This is a genomic window from Pseudoalteromonas sp. S3431 (assembly GCF_000690035.1).
GTDB lineage: Bacteria > Pseudomonadota > Gammaproteobacteria > Enterobacterales > Alteromonadaceae > Pseudoalteromonas > Pseudoalteromonas fuliginea.
Map to the genome: position 1 here is coordinate 63,879 of NZ_JJNY01000040.1, position 19,538 is coordinate 83,416.

Sequence of the window (19,538 nt, forward strand, 5' to 3'; positions counted from 1 at the left end):
TTTTAAGTTTACGGCTTTTAAGGATTAAGTATGTTAGAAAATATCTCAAGTGTAAAAGTGTCTGGCGGTTGGCATAAGCAATATACTCACAGCTCGCAAAGTACACATTGCACTATGCGCTTTGCCGTATTTTTACCACCTGGCGCAAGTGAAGCAAATAAAGTACCGGTACTTTATTGGTTATCGGGATTAACCTGTACCGACGAAAATTTTATGCAAAAAGCCGGTGCATTTAAAAAAGCCGCCGAGCTGGGTATTGCTATTGTAGCGCCTGACACCAGCCCGCGTGGCGAGAACGTACCCAATGAAGACAGCTACGACTTTGCACAAGGCGCAGGCTTTTACGTAAATGCCACGCAAGCTCCTTACAACACCCATTTTAATATGTACGATTATGTTGTTAGTGAGTTACCAGCATTGATTGAACAACATTTTCCGATAACAAGCACAAAAGCAATTAGCGGTCACTCTATGGGCGGGCACGGTGCATTAATGGTTGCACTTAAAAACCCGACTGCGTTTGTAAGTGCCTCGGCTTTTAGCCCTATTGTAAATCCGATTGAATGCCCTTGGGGTGTAAAAGCATTTACTGGTTATTTAGGAAATGATAAAGCGCTTTGGAAGCAATACGACAGCTGCGAGTTGATGAAAAACGCAGAGCAAGCTCATTACTTACCCATGTTAGTGAGTCAAGGTGATGCCGATGGTTTTTTACAAGAGCAACTTAAGCCAGAAAACTTAGTCGCTATTGCAAATAAAAAAGGCTACCCGCTTACACTTGAAATGCAAGCAGGCTACGACCATAGCTACTTTTTTATAAGCAGCTTTATTGACCAACACTTATTATTTCATCATCAGTTTTTAACTGCTTAGACTCATTAGTGTGTAGAGATGACTTTTCTACCTCTACACACTCTTTTAGACTTTTAGTGACCTGCCTACATACTTGCGTAGTAGTGCTTTCCCCTTTAACTAGGCTAACAAGAGCCGAATCTATCTTTAATCCCATATCAGTAAAGTTAAATCCGTTTTTATCTGTAGGTACTGGCTCTAGTGGGTTTTTATAAGGTGTTGACTGCGCCGGGCTAATACTATTTTTATCATTACGCGCCTGAGATTGTGCTTGCCCATCAATAATAGCGCCCGCAACTGTACAGCCAGAAAGGCAATAAAAAAACAAAAGTACAATAATTGTTTTCATCATTCATCCTAAACAAAATATTACCTAAATTGTATACGTTTTTTATTGTAACTCTGTAAAAAAATGTAAGTATTACTACCTAAAATCATTTATAAACTTTCTTGTAACACCCACCAGCTGCAATATAAAAAATGGTGATCCTAAATAACCTAAAATTTTATTAATGGTAGGTTGTAAGTGTTCTGTGAGAAATTCAGGGAATAAAAAAGCAAAAACAGATAACCCAGCGCAAAATAGTAACGCTGTTTTTTCAAGTTTAGTTGTTGTGATTAATGTTTTATTTAAAGGCAAAAGGTTCACATAGGTGTCTTTTAGTATGATAAAAGAATACGGGGCTTTAAAACTCAGATCAAATTAACTATTGCGTAAAATAGTAATAAAGGCATGTAAAAGTTTCCTCAATAATTCTTGTTAAATACAGGAATTAACAATAACTCATTGATTAATATTCATTTATGCCATGGCTTGCTGTTTGCTTATTATTAATAAAGTTAACCAGCGCAGGCTCAATAATGGAAATTGATTTACAGTGGAATGAAATCATCGATAACTTAATACACTTAGGTATTGCATACCTACTTGCACTACCCATGGCTTACGACAGAGAGCGAAGTAATGATGGCGCAGGCCTTCGTACCTTTCCTCTTGTTGCTGTTGCATCGTGTGGGTATGCATTAATCGCTATGTCGGTTTTAGATGGCGCAGAAGCTCAATCTAAAATGTTACAGGGCATCATTACAGGCATTGGTTTTATTGGCGGTGGCGCAATTTTGAAAAATAACAAATCAACCTCCGGCACAGCAACCGCTGCAAGTATTTGGAATATGGGCTTAATTGGTATAGCTGTAGCCTACAGCCGTTACGAAATAGCCATTTTGCTTGCCATTATTAATTTTATAACGCTTAGGTATGTAAAAAAGTTTAAGTAAATTCAATATAGTTAACGTTCAGATTAGCGAATAAACCTGTACGGTAATTAAGCTTAATATTAAATAACGATATTCCTAATGAACAGGGCTATAAGGAATGGCGGCAGTGTGCCATGAGCTGTCATTTGTAGTGGTCAATAAAATTGAAGATTCTTAATGTGTGAAGTCAAGATTTGATAATCATATAGAAAGCTCCTCGAGTTTTTCGATACAGTTGTGTTGACCAAAACATAAACAGTACCTCGAGGAACTTAGTATGAAACTATATGGTGGAATTGACTTGCATTCAAATAATAGTGTTATTGCTATCATTAATGAACAAGGTGAAACGCTTAGCTGCAAGCGTTTAAATAATGACATGTCTGTCATTTTATCTTTTTTAGCCCCTTATAAAGACAAGTTAACAGGGCTTGTTGTCGAATCAACATTTAATTGGTATTGGTTAGTTGATGCATTAATGGATGCAGAATTTAAACTACACTTAGCGAACCCTGCTGCAATTCAACAATATTCAGGTTTAAAACATGCTGACGACCATAGTGATGCACGTTGGCTAGCTGAAATGCTACGTCTAAATATTCTGCCTGAAGGCTATATTTACCCCCGTGAACTCAGGGCTGTTCGCGACTTAATGCGTAAACGAATGGACATTGTTCAACAGTCCACTAAAAACTTATTATCGGTGCAAAGTTGTTACATGCGTCATCTTGGTTATAAGCTCAGTAGCAACAAAATAAAGCAAATGGCAGCTATAAGGAAAGGCGTTGATACTGAGCAGGTACACGCAGATTTTAGCTCAATGAATACTGCACTGTCAGTCATTTCTAACCTCTCATTAATACGCTGTGCTCAACAGCAAATCAATGCAATAGAGGGCGCTATTTTAAAACAAACATCACTCTCCCCTGAGTTTATAAACCTAACAAGTATTGATGGAATTGGAAATACTTTAGCACTGACTATTATGTTAGAAACTGGCACGATTAGACGTTTTGATAGCCCAGGAAACTTCTCATCGTATTGTCGCTGTGTTAAAGGGGCAAGGTACAGCAATGGAAAGAAAAAAGGCGCTACGAATCAGAAGAATGGTAATCGTTATTTAGCGTGGGCTTTTACTGAGGCCGCTAATTTTGCAATTCGTTATAACCCAACAGTTAAAAAATATTATCAACGAAAACTGGCTAAAACAAACAAGGTAGTTGCGATTAAAACGGTTGCACATAAGCTCGCAAGAGCGTGTTATCACGTGCTTAAAGACAATGTACCATTCGATGAACACAAGGCGTTTGCTTAGCGTCTATAAAACAAATTAGGTTAACGTGTTGAGCTCGTAATGGGGTTGGTAAAACCATTAGATTTGATTGAGCCTGCACGTTAACCGCTCATATTTTAAATACTGGATATGCCCAATGTTTGAGCCACAAAGGGTTGGTTATGTGTAAGCATAAACCACAGACTTGTTACAGCGCAGTGTGTAAACACAGCCAGAAACTGGACTGACATTGGTACTAAACGATGACTGAGGCGAAAGCCAAGGGCCTTAATTAATCATCAATAATGCTTAATTAAACTGCCTAAATTCATATGGGTGACTGGTGCATATTCACACCAATCGACGTCATTACTAGTTGCGTAGTCATATTTAAATTGAGTCTAAATAATAAGATCACTTGGTTTTTGAATAAAAAGATCAAGAAAACACAGCTGCCTGCTTGACCGAAATTTTCTAATGGGTGACCCCATTCGCTTGCTGACATATCTTCCTCTTTATTATATTAAATATTAAATTCATAATGGCTAACGCTTACATAAGCGGTAAACTATAGTTGGCTATAATGTTTGAAGGAAGAAGACAGCAAACTGTAATTTGCCCAACTTAAAAACTATTACTAGATTACTTTAATTGGGTTAAGAATTGCTCATACTTTGTCGGAAGCAAGCTGTAAGCCCCCCACTTTAAAACCTTACAAGCTACTACACTCTTATCTGCCTCCCAATAAAGAGTTGCCGAAAATAATATGTAACGACCTATAGAAGTGTTATCAATGGATTTCCTTTCATCATAACTTGGCTCCGAATAAATTTTAAACTCATAATCGCCTGATTTTATTTTTAATACATTTCTATGGCTCAGACGGTTAAAGGAAGTTATTTTTCCAAAAAATAATGTTTCTTTTTTAGGTAGCTCCTTTTGAACCTTTAATGTTGAGTAAAGCTGGTCCGATAACAACATCACATATTGCGAATTAGGAAAATAAAACCCTCTTTTTAGATTTTGGGGAAAGTCTTTACATAAAGCCATCACCGTTGAAACATTTGAAGGTGCTTTATATTCTCGACCTGTGTGCCTAGCAATTGCAATCAATGTTTCGGGGCCATTTTTGTTTTCAATTGCAGTTTTTGAAAACTCACCGTTTGGCACTAAATCACTAGAGTTTGAAGGAGGCTCAGACTGCCAACTGCTAACTACAACTAGATCTTTAGCTTCTATAGCTTTACCCACTTCTTCTTCATTCTTATATTTCATTCCAACAGGAGCATTAACACGCCAACCACAAACTTTACTCTCTGGATATTTTTCATGACTTCCATGCTTGAAATGGGCTGAAATATTATTAGTGCTAATATTTTTAAGAGCAGGAGTTCGACTTAAAGGAGTTGCACAAATAGGACAGAATATTTTGTTTTGCATTTCTTCCGAAAAAGCTTCAGGTATAACTTCAATTGATAATTTATCCAATTCGTCTTTACTATTTTTACCATATCTCCAACAATTTGAAAAAAAGGCATATAAAATACTATGTTTTTTACTTTCCATATAAATTCCAAGTATAGGCTTCGATGTAATTGAGGATCACAACTTTATCGGAGAGTGCTTTCGCTTATTCCGCAAAACTGTCCTTGTTCTATGAGGGTCTATTAATAGCAAATAGTGTAAGTTATTGCCAGCTATAAATATTGTTCTTAGGGAAGGCTTTTTCAGCATGCAAAAAAGGAATGTTTTCCCGTAGCACCAATCTCAATGACCGCTTCTCGCTCTTTGCCAAAGTACGGCTCAGTACCGTGAGCGTGCATTAGCTTATTCGAGAAAAATATAATAGATTAGTATCTATCAAAAGTTAGATGAAATACGACGATGTCTTCAATAATTATAAATAATTTCCCAAAACAATTTGGCTTCATGAAAAAGTACGACGATAAATCCAAGCATTGGGATAATAGCCCTAGCACATTTATTGGTTTTCACGTCACTAAACTTGAAGTATTAAAGGGAATTCAATCAGCGTTTAGTAAACTTTTTACTAGTATTTTGCTTCACGATACGATTTACCTTCGTCACCCTGATTACCTTTCTTGCTTTCAACTTTTAGGCTTTGACAACACACTAAAACTTTTAGAACGCGGTATTATTAGGGTTGTTTATGACTTTCATGATTATACCTATAGCTTAATAGAAGGTGAATATAAGTTAAGCTATTGTATGCGGCTGGCTCCCCTTGAAGATTTACTTAATGGGTACGTATCGATTAAACACAAGGATAAAGGCATACAAGCTAGAGCAAGGTATCTTACAGAACGAAATCAGGTTTTATTGAACAAAAGTAATGAATTAAAGGTTGACGCTGATGTTGCTAATATTGATAAATTACCGAATTCAATAATTGAAGAAGTAAATAGGGACTTATCCGATTATAATTTTTGTAACCAATTCGGTATATCTTCTAAGGGCTTCACTGCTAAAAAAGCACTCACTTCTTTAAGAATTTGCGATATATTAACTGGTTATGCGCTTCAACAGCGGTTAGAGGTAAGCGCTATTTCTCAAGATTCCTTCTCCAAAGATTATGCTAACTCTAAACTCTTTATTTCAAACGTAAAAAGCGAGACTACCGATTGCTTTGAAACGATACTAAAAATGAAAGGAGTTCCAAATTTATATAAGTTATTCACTGATGGAGTAATTGCATTTGATGATATTTTAAAAATACGTGAGAAATATTCAGCAAAAACCTTCAGAAGCTGGATTGAAGATAAAGAATATGATCAAGTGGAAGTTACAAAAGAACTACTAAAACCTTGTAAATCGACTATTACTTCGAAGGCAATATCGTTTGTATATCCAAATGTTATCGGTCTTATAAATCCAGTTGCTGGGATTATTGCTTCGGCAACTGACTCGTTCTTTTTAAATTTAATCTCCAATAAATGGAATCCTAAATTATTTTTGGATGATGATTTATCTTCTTTCATAAACGGTAAAATATCAGAATCTGAGGCCAACGAATTGAAGCAAAAAAGAAATATGTATACGAAGTTATCAAGTACTGATTCATGCTACTGCGGGAGCAGAAAAGCTTTCTCAAGGTGCCATGGTAAGTGACAAATAAATTAAGGCTTCAGTGTCCAGTTATCGCTCTTAGCCGCCCCACACGAACCAAACCTCAAAGACACCAGTCCTTCGCTTTAGTGCCACCGCCATAGGAAACACCTAAGCCCGAGCTGATTAGAATGTCAGTCAAGTTTTTGTTGTCCACGAATACGTCAGCCACTATTCTAAAATACTTACCACGTTTCGTGTTCCTAAGCTCAATAGCCTTTGCTGAGCGTAGCGCTTCAACTGTTACTTGCTTAGCTTTGCGAGCAAGATCTTTCTCTTGTTTACACTTACCGCGCATTTCAGGTGTGTCGACACCCGCTACGCGAATACTAATCCTCTCCCCTATCAGAGAATGCAAACCCGCGATATTAGCGCGAAAGGTGTCACCATTATAGATTGAAGTAACTTTTTCAATTATCAACGTTCCGTAGTTTTTGCTTTTGTTTTTGATAAGCTCGGCGTGAGCATTGAACGCCTGAAGTATGAATACAATAAATAGTTTCGCTGTGAATTTTAGAACGATTTAGAGCGGATAAATAGGTCTGTTTGTGGTTCTGTACCAATTCTAATATTTAACAAAATATCACTATCGTACATCCCATTAAATACAAGCTGTTGAATATTTTTTATGAGTGCATTAACTTAATAGACATTAAAAAAGGCGCTTTAAAAGCGCCTTGCTAACAAGTATGTGTGCTTAAAACATATCTTGATAGGAGTTTGTTGTGCTAAACGTAATTGCTTTTTCAAAGCCTGGTAACTGAATACTTTGCTCGTCTATTACAATGTCGTTGTCGTCAATAAGTCCGTCGCCAAAGCGATAAATAAGCTCGTACTGGCCTAAATCTGCTTGCGTTTGATACGTTTTCTGCGAAGCGCTAACCACACTATTTTTCTGTGTGTAACTAGTCATAACATCATCGCCATGGCGCTTAGCAAGCATTTGCATTGTTACTTTTGGTGAAAGTACAGTCGCTGTTGCATTGTTTCCGCCAAAGCCTTTTGAATTTATAAAAGCAATATCCATATCAGCGCACTCGTAATGGCTATTACGAATATCAAGATGGTCGCTATAAACATCATCAGCCACTTTATCAATTGTGGTAATACCCGGCATAATATTATGACTAAATATGCCTAACGCAATCGCTAACTGGTCACCACTTGCAGGTGCAATAGTATGGCCAACATACGCTTTTGGCGCTGTTACTTTCCAGTTATCAATAGCAAACGTTTGCGCTACTTTATGATAAATCAAAGACTCTGTTACACGGTTTTGCGGTGTACTAGAACCATGAGCTAAAATAAAGCTACGTTCTTGCAGTGCTTCTTTACCTAATAAGCTGCTAGCAAGTGCGGCTGATTTTGCCATTGTAATATAGTTACCAGGTCCAGGTGATGTAATCGACTTTTTAACGCCATCTGCATTTACAAACACATCCGGTACGCTGCCCATAATATCAGCGCCCAACTCAAGGGCTAAAGCATCATCCATTAAAATAGCAACTTGCGCGCCTTCACCTAATGTAAAGCCACAGTTATCGCCAAATGGGCGGCTGCTATTACGGTAATCGGGTTCTTCATCATTTGATAAGTTATCTAAACGGCGCAAACCTTCAACGTTTGCAAGTGCGCTCATGTTACCAAAGCCTTCTACAACTTCTGGTGTAATAGCACACTCAACACTTGCGACAACCGCAACGCGTGTACGCCCTGCTTGTATGTCATTAACCGCTGCACGTAAATTATATAAAAACGTTGCACATGCGCCCGAGGTCGAAAACGTAGTACCTACATTGCCCGTAACATAGGCGTTTATAAAATCGGTCGACATTGTATTTAAGCCCAGTGCTAACTGCTTAGTGCTAACACGGTCGCCTTGTTGGCGCGCCTTTACTAAACCGCCTAGACCTTTGTCGTCCATTTGGCCAATTACCGATGCTGAATAGGTACCAATTTTATCTGGCTCTACGCTATTCATAATATGCTGCCAATCAAGCCCTGTTGATTTAATAGCATCAGTAGCTGCAAAAATAGTGGCTTGCAAACCACGAGGCTGATAGCGGCTGTTATACATAACTGATGGATCAAACCCAGTCGGAAATTGCCCAGCAGATTTAATTGGGTTATCGCGTGTTGAGTCGTGCTTTACGTCTAAGTCGGCTGCAATAGTTACTTTAACTTTTTTGCCTTCAAGCTCTTCAACTTGCCAGCTAGCTGGAACAGGTGCAGGTAAGTCGCGAGCACGCGTTTCAAACACAATTGCGTTATCGCTTGATGCGCTCAGTGTCATTTTTTGCTGCCATGGTGTGGCATCGGCATCAAAGTGTTCTTTTTCAATTTTACGAATAAGTGTACCAGCAATAATTTGCTCACCAAAGCGTGCTTCTATGTCGCTTTGCTCAACATTATTACCTTGTGTATCTTGTAATTGGCCGTTTACAACGCTTACTAGATTCATCAGTGTGGCGAGGCCTAAAAATGTTTCACTGCGATCTTGAGCATTTAAACTATCTAACACGATACGGCGATAACCTTGATGAAAAGAAGTACGGCCAGCGGCGTTAATGCCACCCATGCCTACTATAACGGGTAATGCTGTCATAATTTACCTTTTAGAAACGTGTTATAAGGAGAAGAAGCAGTTTAAATGGATTATGCACCACACATTGTGCTTTAATAGCCAAATATTCAGCACAAAAGGCCAAAAGATACTGGTCGGAGCATTTATATGACTGATAAACGCACTAATCCACCACTAAACATTGCTATAGCGGTATATCCGCATTTGTTAGTGACTAGTTTAACGCTGCCTATAGAAATGCTAAGAGCCGGCGAGGCCTTTGCTAAAGGGCATCTTGATAAGCAAAGCTTTAGGCCACTTGCTATAAATTTAGTGGCTAAAAGTGCTGAATCTATACCCACCCGCGCAGGCCTAGCTGTAAATCCTGATTGCATAACAACTAACGCGCCCTACAGCGATTTAATTATAGTGCCTGGTATTTGGCGAAATCCGCGCCCTGTGGTACGTACAAATCAAGAGGTAGTTGATTGGCTAAGCGAGAGCTTTAGCGCAGGCAGCCATATAATTGGTGTAGGCACTGGCAACTGCTTACTAGCTGAGGCAGGCTTACTTGATGGCCACCCTGCTACCACCCATTGGCATTACGCCAAACAATTTAGCCATGACTACCCGCAGGTGCACCTAAAGCCCGACTTTTTTATAACCCAGTCAGAGCGAATGTATACGGTGGCCAGCCTTAATGCCCTTGCAGATGTGATCGTGCATATTATTAGCCAGTACTACACAAAAGCCGCCGCGCAGCATGTAGAGCGTAATTTTTCGCACGAAATACGCAAACCCTATGAAGATCAACGCTACTTAGAAGGTGCAGTTGACCGCCACCCCGATGAGCTAATTGCGCAAATTCAATTTTGGCTAAAAACTAATTTAGCCACCGAGCTAAACTTGCAAGAAGTTGCTGCCCAATTTAGCTTAAGCTATCGTACTTTTACCCGCCGTTTTAGAGCCGCTACTAACCAAAGCCCAATTGAGTATTGGCAACAACTACGTGTAGAAGGCGCAAAAGAGTTATTAGCATCATCAAATTTATCAATTCAAGAAGTGGCTTTAGAAGTTGGATATAATGACCAAGGGCATTTAACACGCGTGTTTAAAAAAGTATTAAGCCAAACACCCAGTGGCTACAGAAAAGTAGTTAGGAGAAAGTTGTTTGGCTAGTAACTATTTCAATAGCACTAAAAAACGCCACTTTTAGTGGCGTTCTGATTCGTTAAACTCTTTTCGATAGTAACGTTTTTGATAGTTTTTTACTTTAGTGTGTACGCCTTTACTTAAGCTTTTAAATTTAGCTTCGAGTACGTCTACACCGTATAAAATACCCACCACCAGAACAGAGAGTTTAATAGCTGCGCCTAAGTTTTCGGTCGCTATCATAACGCCTATTGATGCAAGCACCCAGATGGTTGCAGCAGAGGTTACGCCAACTACCGCACCATCTTTTGCGAGCATAACGCCTGCCCCTAAAAAGCCAATACCTGTAATTATTTGCCCCACTACACGAGAATGATCTATTACATCCCCTTGTAAATTAAACGCAGTGGATAAAAACAAATACGTGCCCAGCGTTATTAGGGCTGATGTACGAATGCCTACAGGTTTGCCGCGCAACTGGCGCTCTATACCAATAATAGCACCGCAAAAAGCCGCAGTACCAATAGCTGCCCACGAATACGGGGCTACATCAATTAAATCTAAAAAAGTCACTGTTAACCTTATATTTTATTAGCTATAGCCACCGCCGTTCTTAAACGTTGGCTACCAAACGCTGACATTTTACTAAAATCACTTCGTGCAATAGGTACATATTGGCAATCTATTGCGAGCTGTTTATCGTTACCGGGCTCACAAAATGGGTCGTGAACATACACGCAGTGCTCATCAAGGTGCGTAACACACACCCAGTGTGGCGATTTTTTACCATCAAAACTGTATGTACTAATTAATAACAGCACACTAAAACCTTTACTTAACCACTGCTCAATATGTTCAAGCTCTACATCTTTATACGTAAGCGGTATATTTGCCTGTGCAATACCATCTACAAATTGCTGATGCACTGTGGCAAGTACCACTTTTTTGTTTTCGTTGCGTACGCCATCTAAAAACAAAGGCTCTGTGGTATTAACCATTACCTCGCTTTTAAAACCACGCTTATGAGCGGCAAGTGCCAAACCAAATGGATGGCAACCACCATGACCCGATGTCATAAAAATGGTGGTACCTTCACGCCAAAGTGCCAGCTCATGTGATTGGCTAAGCTCAGTTGTTGGCTCAAGTGCCCCCATTGCCATTAATAGCGCAGCAGGTCCGCACGTAAATTCGGTAGTTTGCTGATACCACGGCGTTAAACGCGCCACTTTTAACTCACTTGTTTGTCGAATGTTTTTTTGCATTCGTAGTGCGTCACTGTGGTCATCGTAATAATCGCTGTATTGACCAAACACTCTGTAACCCAAGCTTTTATAAAGCCCTATCGCACCTTCGTTATTTACAGCCACCTCTAAGCGAAGGTAAATACGAGCCCGCTCACACGTTTCTTTTTCAAGGCTAGTAAGTAGTGCTTTTGCAATCCCCTTACCTTGCATTGTGGGTTTTACAGCAAGCGAATATAAACGCGCTAAACGAGTCCCTTTATGGCACCACACTAATCCATATCCACATACTTGCTCGCCATTTTGGGCAACGAGTAAAATACCGTGTTTTGCACTAAGCCAGCGTTTTAGACTACGCGGACTTAATTTATCGTTATTAAAGCAAGCATTTTCAACGTCAATCAGTGCATTTAAATCACTGCTAAGCGCCTTTCGAATAACAAGGTTGCTCATGTTATTACCCACGGCCTCGTGCTTCTAAGCGTTGTTTAAACTCATCCATAATGATCATGTATAGCTCATCGCCTAAATAGCCGTCTTCTACCTTGTGATCAATACTTGGGTTGTCGTTTACTTCAAGTACATATGCTTTGCCTTGATGCTCTTTAACATCTACGCCATATAAACCCCTACCCACTGTTTTACAGGCTTTTAATGCTGCATCTAACACCGCTTTTGGTAACTCAAAGGTTGGTAATGTTTCAAAGCCACCAGAGAAAAACCGTTTAGCGTCGTGGTTATAAATTTGCCAATGGTTACGCGCCATTAAATAGCGGCATGCATAAATTGCACGACCATTTAACACACCCACTCGCCAATCGTATTCGGTATACATGTACTCTTGTGCAAGCACTAATGCGCTAAACTCAAACAGCTCTGTAAGCTTAGCGGCTAGCTCATCACGGTTTGACACTTTAAACACACCTTTTGAGAACGACCCTTCAGGCATTTTTAAAACAAGCGGATACGTAAACGCTTCTTCTAATTGCGCAAGCGTTTCACTTGCTTGATCAGCCACTACAACCGTTTTTAAACTTGGCACTTTTTGATAATTAAACGCATCGTGTAAATACACTTTATTACAACAACGTAAAATAGACTCAGCATCGTCAATAACCACCAAACCAAGGTTTTGCGCTTTGCTTGCAAGGCGATACGTTGGGTGGTCAATCGCTGTAGTTTGGCGAATAAATAACGCATCAAACTGGGCAATATTATCAATTTCGTCAAAGCTTAATGCTTGTGCATAAATACCGTGTTTAGCCGCTGCTTTAATAAAGCGTGCGATGGCGTCTTTATCACTCGGTGGTACTTTTTCATTATGATCAACAAGTATTGCCATGTCCCATCTAAAACGACGTTGCACCGCACCAATTCGCCACTGCGTTTTAGTAAAGTTATCTAGCTTGGCTACAAAGTCGCTGTACTGCTGCTCATTTAAAGACGACAAAGACCCTTGTTGTAGTAACCCCTGTTCATCAACAAATAAAATAGGCGCAGGATATTGCTTAAATACCGACTTTGCCGCTTTTGATTGTAAATCGTTTTGGGCATTACCAAAGTAAATTGTGCCATCTATTTGACCCACATTTAACATAGGAGCTTGACCACTTCGAAGTGCATTTATGGTTTTTACACTGGGTAAAACTTGGTGCTTGCGCGCCTCTGCAAGTAATGAGCAATAGTAACCTTTACTCAAGTATTGGCTTGAGTCGCACAGATTAATAATGCGTGTTTTGGGTTCGTTTTGTTTTGGGTAATCACGTAAATAAGTATTAAACGTAATTACATTTTCGAACGATTGAGCAAGCGTTTGCTCGTTGTTATCAACCACAATTAAGGTTTTAAACACGACTTTTCCTAGTTAAGTCAAAATATAAAAAGCATGCTTAGTAAAATACTAAGCATTATAAATAGAAACACCCATCGTACTAAGTGGGCATTGCGCGAATCACTTAATATGATGGGTGCTTTAACAGGTACCTACTGTACGAGTTAGCGCTTAAATTGCTTAAGCGACATGTGCTTTATATGCCCTTTTTTAAAAACGCACAAACGAGATATTTTTAGCGTGAAGATGAAAAATATTGATTAACTAATAACGCAGATTAAAATACGCAAAACAACACCTTATAAGAGTTTAAAAATGTCGCTGCCTGATTGCCCAAAATGCCAATGTGAATATGTTTACGAAGACCAACAACTGCTTATTTGCCCCGAGTGCGCCCATGAGTGGAATCCAAATAATATAAACGATGAAGACGCTATTTTAGTTAAAGATGCCAACGGCACTGTACTAAGTGATGGCGACAAAGTGACAGTAGCCAAAGATTTAAAAATTAAAGGCAGCTCGCAAGTAATTAAAATTGGCACCAAAGCGGTTGTTAGACGTGTGCTTGATAAAAAAGATCACGAACTTGATTGTAAAGTAGAAGGCATTGGCGAAATGATGGTAACTGCTAAGTTTGTGAAAAAGGCGAACTAAAATAGGATAACCTGAACTCTGGATAATAAATCTATCTCAAGCAGCTATTTTCAGCGCTAACTACGTTGAATTTACTTGCAATAAGCTAGCTATTGACGCGTAAATTCGCCTTGTTTTCACTGAAAATCTCTGCCTGAAGAAAATAAATTTAAATATCACCATTATTCAATACGTTAGTAAATCTCTTAACCAGAGTTCAGGTTAGGATAGTTAAACACAGGTGTTAGATGAAAAATAATAATAAAAAACTTACCCAAGGCTTGAAGTCTGTTATTAAAGTTTGCTATTAGAGCCTGTAATCGATTTTGTGTAACGGCTATTAGTTGGTGAATATCTAAAAGCCCCTCACACAGTTAATAAAGTGAACCATCGCTTAAGTATGTTTTAGCATTCAATCCCCTCACCGTAATGAGGGGATATTCTTAGCGGATCTGACTAATCATCAGGTTAAAGTGAGCTTTAGTTATTACTGTAAACTTAGAGCGTGCTGTTATACATATATTCTAAAAGTTATTTTTCATTTTGCCGTAACTTCACATATTAAGACACTTTTAGAAGATATTTACTTCGCTAAACAAGAAGGTGAATTTTTCGTATCACCTTCACACAACTTGGATACTAGGTATCTGTTTTAGCTAAACCATTTCTATAAATAAAGCTAAATATATGCCCGAGTATTTCTTTGTGTATTTTTTTGCGATCGACACCGTCTCGATCCTTGCACAAATATACGCCTTTTACTTTACGCTCTGAGTCACATTTATCAATGTATACAAAATGACCTGCGTTTTGTTCAATACCGACTAAATTCGCACCTTGAATATGCTCCGCATAATATTTGGAATGTGTGCTGTACGGTAGAAAGTCATTCTCTATGGAGCCTAAAATTAGGGTAGGAACATTTATGTTAGCTAGGCTCTGTTCGCTAACGGCATGCCCTAAGGCCGGATCTAAGGCAATAACAGCTGCAACTCGCTCGTCTTGCATTTTTTCTTGTAGCAAACCAATCTTTTTTAACATATCTTTATTCATTGTCTTACGCTTATTTTGCTGTCCATAGTCACAGCCTCTATCATCTTTTGCCTTCTCTAACGAGCAATAAGCTTGCGACTTACCTTCCTCTAAAATAGCTCCCGCCATTGCTAAAGAGGTAAAGCCGCCCGAAGAATGACCAAACATTATTACATTGTCCGTTTTAAGCGAGGTATTAAATAGCCCGCTTTCAGATAAACTATCAATTGCAAAACTTACATCTTCAGATCGCTGCCAGAAGCGCATAGCCGAACTCGGATCAATGTTTTGAGCTCCATAAACCCATGACTCACCAAAATGTGCAACTCCAGCAACAACCCAGCCTTGTGATGCCAATGCATAGCCCAGCCAGTTCATTTCACGGGGAGAGCCAAATGCTCCGTGAGAAATAATCGCAACCCGCTGATTTTTTTGCTTGGGTGATAAGCAGACCTTTGCTTCGCAAAGCTCTACACCACCTTGATACCAAAACTTGATTTTAACGGGTCGATTAACTTTGTGGTTAAAAAAATCCACTTCTGTTGCTTTAAGCTCCGTAGCACTGCCAGAAAGGGCTTGAGCACTGAAAAAAAGAATAAATAACATAATGCCGGCACAACAAAGTCTAGTTATATTTAGGTTCATAGTTCTCTCTATTTATTTTTAATTGTACATTCTATACCTAAAATATACGTTCATTATTAAAACTGAGCTGTGCAGAAAGTGCGGTTTTTTTAAGAAACGCCATTTTTAGCCTAATGTTAACTTTTCTTTTTTTCAGCAGAGTTTTCTACTGCAAAATACAGCTCCGTTTTAAGTTCTTCAGGCTTAGTTTCCATTGGGTTATTCAGATATAGCTGCACAATTTGTTGATCTTTAAGCTTGATGCTATTAGGTAGTACCCATTGGGCATAAATCTGCGAAATAGTTTGCCACATGCAATCGTGTGGCCCTGTATGTGTAAAACAGACCCATCGGCCTGCCTGCCACTTAAAAGTTTCTAATTTCGCATGGTGGGTAGAGAGTCCCTCAACAAAGCCTGCAAAAAAACGGCTTTCTGTCTGCTCGCCTGCCCACGGATTATCAACAGAAACACCTATAGGCTGTAACTCTGTATAACTTAAAAGCTCAGCCATAGTACCTAAACGCCCAAATAGTTCTCCAGCCACTGTTGAGAAAGATTGCTCATTAAAACCTTTACCATAAAAACCGAATACTTTTCGCTCAGGTAATGTTTTCCAGACGGGTAATAATTTTTGATCAGTTTTTAGTTTCCTAGGCTTTAGGCTACCAGCACGGCCATTGTTCGGTAAATTCCCTTGAATTATATCGCTTGGCGTAACAGAGAAGTTCTTTTTAAACACCCTTGAAAAAGATGAAGGAGAATCATAGCCGACGCTAAGAGCAACATCGATAATATTGTGGTTTCCCTGTTTAATTAAATATAAGGCTTTTTCGAGTTTATGCCGCTGAATAAACTCACCCAACTGGTAACCCGTCGCCGCAAAAAATATGCGATTAAAGTGATACTTAGAGAAGCCAGTATAATTTGCCAAACTATCCAAGCTAATAGCCTGATCGCTATGATCATAAATATACTGTCCGACTTGGCTAATGATTTTTGCGTTTTTGTTGTTTGAAGTATCTACCACGGTATTGACCCAACTTCCACAGTGTAAATTCTAACAGTCATATCACTTAACTGTATGCAAACGAGCCAGTTGATTAACTCACTTAAATTTATTTTTATTAATGTCTCAACCATAGACGAGTTCCCCTTTTCGTTCAATCAGATACGCCGTGAAATATTAAAAGAGGATTGGGTGTTGTTTTAATATGGGTTTTAGGTGGTGTTAAAGTACTTATTTAAGGTGATATTTATAGGTGTTATCCTAATTAGTTTCGTACTTTATCTAAAGGAAAGCAGGCCCTATACAGTCAAGTCGTTTGCCATTTTGTAGGTGTAGATCAGCTTTTTGCGTGATTCATTATTTATAAAATGCACTCTCCAGACTGTTTTTGTTGATTTTTTCGTAATAATTAGGATGGGAGTAAATACCCCACCGTGCCGCGTCGTGATCGAGACAGAAACTAGACAGACACTTTAATTGAACAAACAAAATCATTCGCCAGATTCAAGGTCCTGTATAAATAATATTAGTTATAAAGCAATGCACTAAAAAACTCAGTTCTTTTGTGACCTAGGTACTCAAGATAATTCTTCATATCAGACTGAAGAGGAATATTATGCTCACCAGAACGAAAAACTTCAGTGCGGATAACAGATAAATAATTATGATAATCCCAAAGTACTTTAAGGGTAGTACAATATTCCAAGCTCTCTTGGCTGTCAGTAAATTTACCATCGTGATTAGTCAAAAACACTTTCGCATCACTATATGCATGGCCATTAGCTTCTATATCTTTGCTGACACCATCAATTGCACTAATTAACAAACCACCTGCACTAAAATACTTTATTCCTTCTTCCAGGTGCGCTTGTTTTAGCCTTAGATTTTCTTTTTGAAACTCTCGGTCAAAGTTGTGGCGATTAGAAATAAGGGTAAATAAACCAGCCAACAACGCTCCAACACATACACCAGCTAATGGTAGAAAATCAGACATGAATACTCCTTTATGCATAACAAGCCTGTAAATTAACTCGTTTTCTTATTTTTTAATCAACAATCCATATCTGAGTTCCTATTTTTGTTCAATCTATTACTGTACTTTTACGCAGGATATGAAAAGTGTTTACTGTTGTTATAATTGGCATTTTAGAAGGTATTTAAGTGGCTTTTATTTAGGCTAAAATGGCTTACCTCAAAATTTTTAGGCAGGCATTTGTTGATCGGGCAGGATTATTTGTACGTTATTCATTTGGGCAACGTTTCGTTACTTGGTCACTATAATTGGCCGCAAGAAGGAAAAGAAAAGCTCCATAATATATCATCAGATCAATGGCATTTAAGTGGATACAAATCCTATTTAGGCGCTGGAAAACACATACGCCCTACGATGAATCAACTTACTTAACTGCATTGAAAAGTAAGGGTTCACCGCTGTTAAAATTTGCGGTGGAAAGTGAGCTTTAGCGCTTGCTGTCCACCTCAGGGCGTGTTGTTAGCTGTATATTACGTTAGCAACAAAAATTTTCGTAAGTCTCGTTCTTGTCTCATTACGTGCAAAATATATACTTTATCGTTATCTTTTTTGTAAAATATACGACAAGGATTCACGACCAGTTCAAGATAATTTAGGTTAGCTAACTCAATTGGTTTTTTACCTGATTCAGGAAAGAGTTCGAGACGTTCAACTTTTTCAAATATTTTGGAAACCAATTTTTTCGCTGACTGCAAATTGCTTAATGCGATATATTCAGCAATATCGTTAAGATCATCCAAAGCTGGATTAGTCCAAATTATTTCAGCCATTTATTCATTTTATCTTTAGCTTCAACATTCGAGATGGTTTCACCACGACTTATCGCCTGCTCTCCTTTTGCAAGAGACTCAAGAATTTGCATACGCTTTTGCATAAATTCATAATCATCAACATCTACTAAGTATGCAGATGGTTGCCCATGTTCAGTTATCAACACAGGTTCTTTAGAGGAATGAAGTTCAGATAATATCTTCGTTGCTTGACGCTTCAATGTTGTTACTAGTTCTACTCTCATAATAATCCCCAAACAGATGTATCACTATAGTAGCACCGAGTAGCCAACTTGGGAAATACAACTAACGAGGCTGTAAAACCACTAAAATCAATTAAAAAGGGAGCACCTAACGTCAACCCTGCTCATTTTTAAACTATTAGGTACTTTTCATTATATGCCTTTGTACAAATTGAAATACACACCACGTCAGGTATTAAAGCATTGACGTAGGTCGGATGGCGCTTCACTTAAAAAAGCTTTATAAAATCTCTACCACCACGTATTCGTGGGCTTTACCTGCAATTGTTAACGTAATTTCATCATCAATCTGTTTATTTAGTAACTGCTTACCCATTGGTGCGCCGGGTGTTACAACAGCAATTGCGTGTTGTTTAACATTTACTGTTAACCCACCAGCTGCGGGGCCTAAATAAAACCATTTTTGAGCAGCTTTGTCATCTTCTAAACACACCAGCGAACCGATAGCTATTTTGTCGGTTGGTTTTTCGTTAAAGGCAGGCTCAAACAATTCTATACTTTTATAGCAATCGTTTACGCGCTGGGCTTGGCCTTGTGCTAAATAAGCGGCTTCGAGCCCGAGGGTATCGTATTTGTTTTCGGCTATGTTTTCTTCATGTGTGGCGGTGTCGTGCGCAGTTTTTGCTGCTACTTTTGCTGTTGTAAGCTGCGCTTCTAGCGCAAAGCGAAGATGTTCGATAACGTGGGTTTTATTCATGGGGATTAATACAATACTGGCAGTAAAAATAAGGCAGTTAGTTTAACATTTTTGCTAGGCTTAAAACCATTGTTTTAAACCCCGCAAGTTTGGTGGGAATACTAGCGGGGTTTAAATAAGCATTAAACAAGCAAAGAGCCGTTGATTGGTTGGTGCAGCTCTTTGCTTGTGTTTTATTAAAAAC

Annotated in this window: 19 protein-coding genes and 1 pseudogene; 7 read left to right on the forward strand and 13 right to left on the reverse strand. The window is 38.7% G+C overall.

Features of this window, described 5'->3' with window-relative positions; all coding sequences use genetic code 11:
* The first annotated feature begins 30 nt into the window (after positions 1-30).
* Entirely contained in the window at positions 31-873 is an 843-nt protein-coding gene (fghA, locus tag DO88_RS09835) for an S-formylglutathione hydrolase (protein WP_008134017.1), read from the forward strand.
* On the opposite strand, the gene DO88_RS09830 is transcribed toward fghA, so the two are convergent.
* Complete coding sequence (locus tag DO88_RS09830; protein WP_008134020.1) at positions 827-1,201, reverse strand: hypothetical protein; 375 nt, start codon at positions 1,199-1,201, stop codon at positions 827-829. The genes fghA and DO88_RS09830 overlap by 47 nt on opposite strands.
* Before the next feature lie 512 nt (positions 1,202-1,713).
* On the opposite strand from DO88_RS09830, the gene DO88_RS09820 reads away from it, so the two are divergent.
* Entirely contained in the window at positions 1,714-2,130 is a 417-nt protein-coding gene (locus tag DO88_RS09820) for an MgtC/SapB family protein (RefSeq protein WP_024590122.1), read from the forward strand.
* A gap of 256 nt (positions 2,131-2,386) precedes the next feature.
* Complete coding sequence (locus tag DO88_RS09815; RefSeq protein WP_007379114.1) at positions 2,387-3,424, forward strand: IS110 family transposase; 1,038 nt, start codon at positions 2,387-2,389, stop codon at positions 3,422-3,424.
* 600 nt (positions 3,425-4,024) lie between these two features.
* Here the strand turns inward: DO88_RS09815 and DO88_RS09810 are convergent.
* Positions 4,025-4,948, reverse strand: a complete 924-nt coding sequence (locus DO88_RS09810; protein ID WP_008134025.1) for a hypothetical protein — start codon at positions 4,946-4,948, stop codon at positions 4,025-4,027.
* A gap of 318 nt (positions 4,949-5,266) precedes the next feature.
* On the opposite strand from DO88_RS09810, the gene DO88_RS09805 reads away from it, so the two are divergent.
* The gene (locus tag DO88_RS09805; RefSeq protein WP_008134026.1) at positions 5,267-6,511 is read left to right on the forward strand and encodes a YecA family protein; all 1,245 of its coding nucleotides are present in this window, start codon (positions 5,267-5,269) and stop codon (positions 6,509-6,511) included.
* A 61-nt stretch (positions 6,512-6,572) separates the two neighbouring features.
* On the opposite strand, the gene DO88_RS09800 is transcribed toward DO88_RS09805, so the two are convergent.
* Entirely contained in the window at positions 6,573-6,866 is a 294-nt protein-coding gene (locus tag DO88_RS09800) for a thermonuclease family protein (protein WP_232224801.1), read from the reverse strand.
* A gap of 339 nt (positions 6,867-7,205) precedes the next feature.
* Positions 7,206-9,113 (reverse strand): beta-ketoacyl synthase, encoded by a 1,908-nt coding sequence (locus tag DO88_RS09795; RefSeq protein WP_033039280.1) that lies wholly within the window; start codon positions 9,111-9,113, stop codon positions 7,206-7,208.
* Between the two features lie 126 nt (positions 9,114-9,239).
* Here DO88_RS09795 and DO88_RS09790 point away from each other — a divergent pair, with 126 nt between their 5' ends.
* On the forward strand, positions 9,240-10,250 hold the full coding sequence (locus DO88_RS09790; protein ID WP_033039282.1) for a GlxA family transcriptional regulator: 1,011 nt from the start codon (positions 9,240-9,242) through the stop codon (positions 10,248-10,250).
* Between the two features lie 33 nt (positions 10,251-10,283).
* Here DO88_RS09790 and DO88_RS09785 read toward each other — a convergent pair whose 3' ends face one another.
* From DO88_RS09785 to DO88_RS09775, 3 genes are read right to left on the reverse strand one after another with little or no spacing between them, the layout of a single operon-like run.
* The gene (locus DO88_RS09785) at positions 10,284-10,796 is read right to left on the reverse strand and encodes an MgtC/SapB family protein (protein ID WP_002960746.1); all 513 of its coding nucleotides are present in this window, start codon (positions 10,794-10,796) and stop codon (positions 10,284-10,286) included.
* A gap of 8 nt (positions 10,797-10,804) precedes the next feature.
* On the reverse strand, positions 10,805-11,917 hold the full coding sequence (locus DO88_RS09780; protein WP_033039377.1) for a GNAT family N-acetyltransferase/peptidase C39 family protein: 1,113 nt from the start codon (positions 11,915-11,917) through the stop codon (positions 10,805-10,807).
* A 4-nt stretch (positions 11,918-11,921) separates the two neighbouring features.
* A complete protein-coding gene (locus tag DO88_RS09775; protein WP_033039283.1) occupies positions 11,922-13,316 on the reverse strand; it encodes a RimK family protein in 1,395 nt (464 codons plus the stop codon).
* Positions 13,317-13,610: 294 nt separating this feature from the next.
* Between DO88_RS09775 and DO88_RS09770 the strand changes: the two genes are divergently transcribed.
* Positions 13,611-13,949 (forward strand): zinc ribbon domain-containing protein YjdM, encoded by a 339-nt coding sequence (locus DO88_RS09770; RefSeq protein WP_033039284.1) that lies wholly within the window; start codon positions 13,611-13,613, stop codon positions 13,947-13,949.
* A 618-nt stretch (positions 13,950-14,567) separates the two neighbouring features.
* On the opposite strand, the gene DO88_RS09765 is transcribed toward DO88_RS09770, so the two are convergent.
* The 3 genes from DO88_RS09765 to DO88_RS09755 form a co-directional block, all read right to left on the reverse strand.
* Positions 14,568-15,605, reverse strand: a complete 1,038-nt coding sequence (locus tag DO88_RS09765; RefSeq protein ID WP_232224802.1) for an alpha/beta hydrolase family protein — start codon at positions 15,603-15,605, stop codon at positions 14,568-14,570.
* Positions 15,606-15,721: 116 nt separating this feature from the next.
* Positions 15,722-16,612, reverse strand: coding sequence for a GyrI-like domain-containing protein (locus DO88_RS09760; RefSeq protein WP_033039287.1), 891 nt, complete (start codon positions 16,610-16,612; stop codon positions 15,722-15,724).
* Between the two features lie 505 nt (positions 16,613-17,117).
* Positions 17,118-17,585, reverse strand: coding sequence for a hypothetical protein (locus DO88_RS09755; protein WP_007375347.1), 468 nt, complete (start codon positions 17,583-17,585; stop codon positions 17,118-17,120).
* 326 nt (positions 17,586-17,911) lie between these two features.
* On the opposite strand from DO88_RS09755, the pseudogene DO88_RS19105 reads away from it, so the two are divergent.
* Positions 17,912-18,055 (forward strand): annotated as a pseudogene (locus DO88_RS19105) (IS110 family transposase); the annotation flags it as partial.
* A gap of 39 nt (positions 18,056-18,094) precedes the next feature.
* On the opposite strand, the gene DO88_RS09750 reads toward DO88_RS19105, so the two are convergent.
* The 3 genes from DO88_RS09750 to DO88_RS09740 form a co-directional block, all read right to left on the reverse strand.
* On the reverse strand, positions 18,095-18,394 hold the full coding sequence (locus DO88_RS09750) for a type II toxin-antitoxin system RelE/ParE family toxin (RefSeq protein ID WP_007375349.1): 300 nt from the start codon (positions 18,392-18,394) through the stop codon (positions 18,095-18,097).
* Positions 18,382-18,639: a type II toxin-antitoxin system Phd/YefM family antitoxin gene (locus DO88_RS09745; protein WP_033015021.1), complete on the reverse strand. Its 258-nt coding sequence runs from the start codon at positions 18,637-18,639 to the stop codon at positions 18,382-18,384. The genes DO88_RS09750 and DO88_RS09745 overlap by 13 nt, the downstream gene beginning before the upstream one ends.
* Before the next feature lie 238 nt (positions 18,640-18,877).
* Positions 18,878-19,354 carry a GreA/GreB family elongation factor gene (locus tag DO88_RS09740; protein ID WP_033029439.1) on the reverse strand — a complete coding sequence of 159 codons (477 nt, stop codon included), beginning with the start codon at positions 19,352-19,354 and terminating at the stop codon, positions 18,878-18,880.
* Between the last annotated feature and the right edge of the window lie 184 nt (positions 19,355-19,538).